We start from the raw sequence: 2834 nt of genomic DNA, 5'->3' as shown, positions 1-2834 counted from the left end.
CATCAACACGGCGATCATCTCGCCATCCGGCGGCTCGATCGGCATCGGCTTCTCCATCCCGTCGCAGCTCGCGTCCGGTGTCGTCGACCAGTTGCGCCAGTTCGGCGAGACGCGGCGCGGCTGGCTCGGCGTGCGCATCCAGCCGGTGACCGACGACATCGCCGAAAGCCTCGGCATGGCGACCGCAAAGGGTGCGCTGGTTGCCGGCGTGATCAAGGGCGGCCCGGTCGACAATGGCACGATCCAGGCCGGCGACGTCATCATCAAGTTCGACGGCAAGGATATCCATGAGATGCGCGACCTGCCACGTGTCGTCGCCGAAAGCCCTGTCGGCAAGGCGGTCGACGTGCTGATCGTGCGCAAGGGCGTTGAACAGACGGTGAAAGTGACCCTCGGCCGGCTCGAGGATGGCGAGAAGGCCGCCAACGCCGAGGAGGGCAACACCGATCAGGACAAGGGCGACAAGGCTCCGGCCGTTTCCACTGCTTCGGTGCTCGACATGACGGTCGGCGAACTGAACGACGAGACACGCAAGAAGTTCAGCATTGCGGCCGATGTTTCGGGCGTCGTCATCACCGACGTCACCAAGGACTCGGCCGCCGCCGAACGCGGCATCCAGCCCGGCGAGGTGATCACCGAGATCGCACAGGAATCGGTTGCTACCCCCAAGGACGTCATGGACCGGATCGGCGCCTTGAAGGAACAGGGGCGCAAGAATGCGCTCTTGATGCTGGCCTCGAAGACCGGCGAGCTCAGGTTCGTGACGATCAGGATGGACTGAGGTCCGGAAGATCGACAACACGACAACACTGAAAAAAGGGCGGCTAGCGAGCTGCCCTTTTTCTTGCCTGCCAGTCCTGGCGCGACAGTCTGTAGAGGACATGCCGTTTGAGATGCGGATGGCTGTCGGGAATGCTGGGGTGGTCGAAATCGGCGGATGGATCCGCGCTCATGCCGAGGCGTTGCATGACGGCGGTGGAGCGGCGGTTGGCCGCGACGGCGAATGACACGATTTCATCGAGGCCAAGCGTCTCGAAGCCGTAGGCCAGCCACGCATCGGCTGCCTCGGTGACATAGCCTTTGCCCCAGAACTCAGGTGCCAGCCGCCAGCCGATCTCGATGGTGCCGGCTGGCAGGGATGGCACATGATCGGTGTCGAGGAGACCGATGAAGCCGATGCATTCACCGGTGGCGGTGATCTCGGCGGCAGCAAAACCGTATCCGTCCTTCGTGGTCCAGGCCCGGAGCTCGTCCATCTTGGCATCCGCCTGGGCGCGGTCACGGCGGAATGGAAAGAACTCCATCACCCGGTCGTCGGAGTTGATGCGGTGGAACAGGTCGCGGTCGCGATCCTCCCAGTTGCGCAGGATCAGGCGCTCGGTACGCATTGGTTTCATTGCACAAAGTCCTCCTGCCTGTAGCCCTGAATATAGAGCAGCGCGGTCAGGTCGCCATGATCGATGCGGACCTTGGCCTGTGCCGCCACCGTCGGCTTAGCGTGAAGCGCGACACCGGTACCGGCAAGGCGGATCATGTCGAGATCATTGGCGCCGTCACCGACGGCAATGGCGTCGGCGGGCGTCAGGCCGAGGCGCGCTGAAATTTCGATCAGCGCGTCGGCCTTGGCGGCGCGGCCGAGGATCGGTTCGCCGACCAGGCCGGTGAAGCGCCCGTCCTGCTCGAGCAGGCGATTGGCGCGGTTCTCCTGGAAGCCGAGCATTGCGGCGATTCGCGTCGTGAACACCTCGAACCCGCCAGACACGAGTGCCGTCCAGGCACCGTTGGCGCGCATGGTCCGGACCAGAACACGGCCGCCCGAGGCCAGCGTCAGGCGATTGGCGACGATGCGATCGACCACGGTGGCGTCGAGGCCCTTCAGCAACGCCACCCGCTCGCGCAAAGCCGGTTCGAAGGCGATCTCGCCATTCATGGATCGCGCGGTAATCGTGGCAACATGATCCTTGACGCCGATCTCGTCGGCCAGCTCGTCGATGCATTCCTGGTCGATCATGGTCGAATCCATGTCGGCGATCAGGATTTTCTTGCGGCGGGTTTCTGCTTCTTGGACGATCACGTCGACCGACTCGCTGGCGAGTGCCGTGCGCAAGACGGCACTCGTAGCGGCCGCGTCGGCTGCCTCAGGCAGGACGAGATCGCAGGCGATACCTTCGGCCAGCCAGACAACAGCGCTTGCGCCGACCGACCGTGAGGCCATATTCGCAAGCGACAGCGACAAAGCGCGCTCAATGGGACGGGAAACAAGCGTGGCGATGAGCGGCATGGAACATTCCGGCGGGCAGGCGGGCAAGGGCCGCGTGAAGAACGCGATCCTGATAGCCGGGCCGACCGCCAGCGGCAAGTCGGCGCTTGCGCTCGATCTGGCCGAGCGCAGGGGTGGCGTGATCGTCAATACGGATTCCATGCAGGGCTATTCGGTGCTCGACGTGCTGACCGCCCGGCCGGAGGCGGCCGACCTCGCCCGCGCACCGCATTTCCTCTACGGCCATGTCCATCCGGCGACACCCTATTCCACCGGCGCCTGGCTGCGCGACGTGATGAAACTGATCGACGACGGCACATTCTCCGAACGGACAGCGATTTTTGTCGGCGGCACCGGGCTCTATTTTCGCGCATTAGCCGAGGGCATTTCGGAAATGCCCGACATTCCGCAACGGGTCCGCGACCGTTGGCGCTATGAATTGAAGGAGCAGGGCGCCGTCAAGCTGCACAGCCTGCTGCTGCGCGAGGATTCGGCGGCCGCCATGATGCTCAAGCCAACCGACAGCCAGCGCATCGTGCGGGCATTGGAGGTTCTCGATGCGTCTGGCGGTTCG

At 64.2% G+C, this 2834-nt stretch carries 4 protein-coding genes; 2 read left to right on the top strand and 2 right to left on the bottom strand.

Translation table 11 applies throughout. From position 1 onward, the window contains the following. A partial coding sequence (locus ENZ74_RS27765) for a PDZ domain-containing protein (RefSeq protein WP_127313145.1) occupies positions 1-781 on the top strand: 781 nt, incomplete at its 5' end. 43 nt (positions 782-824) lie between these two features. Here ENZ74_RS27765 and ENZ74_RS27760 read toward each other — a convergent pair. Together ENZ74_RS27760 and serB are read right to left on the bottom strand one after the other, a co-directional pair. Next, positions 825-1397, bottom strand: coding sequence for a GNAT family N-acetyltransferase (locus ENZ74_RS27760; RefSeq protein WP_063168275.1), 573 nt, complete (start codon positions 1395-1397; stop codon positions 825-827). Further along, on the bottom strand, positions 1394-2281 hold the full coding sequence (serB, locus tag ENZ74_RS27755) for a phosphoserine phosphatase SerB (RefSeq protein ID WP_082826478.1): 888 nt from the start codon (positions 2279-2281) through the stop codon (positions 1394-1396). Before serB ends, ENZ74_RS27760 begins: the two co-directional genes overlap by 4 nt. Between serB and ENZ74_RS27750 the strand changes: the two genes are divergently transcribed. Next, positions 2271-2834, top strand: a 564-nt coding sequence (locus tag ENZ74_RS27750) for a tRNA (adenosine(37)-N6)-dimethylallyltransferase MiaA (RefSeq protein WP_281059738.1), incomplete at its 3' end; no start/stop codon positions are given. The two genes, serB and ENZ74_RS27750, sit on opposite strands and share 11 nt — an antisense overlap.

Source organism: Mesorhizobium sp. M7A.F.Ca.CA.002.15.2.1, from assembly GCF_003998715.1.
Classification (GTDB): Bacteria; Pseudomonadota; Alphaproteobacteria; order Rhizobiales; family Rhizobiaceae; genus Mesorhizobium; species Mesorhizobium ciceri.
Note: the sequence above shows the minus strand (reverse complement) of the source record. Positions and strands in the feature narration are given on the sequence as shown.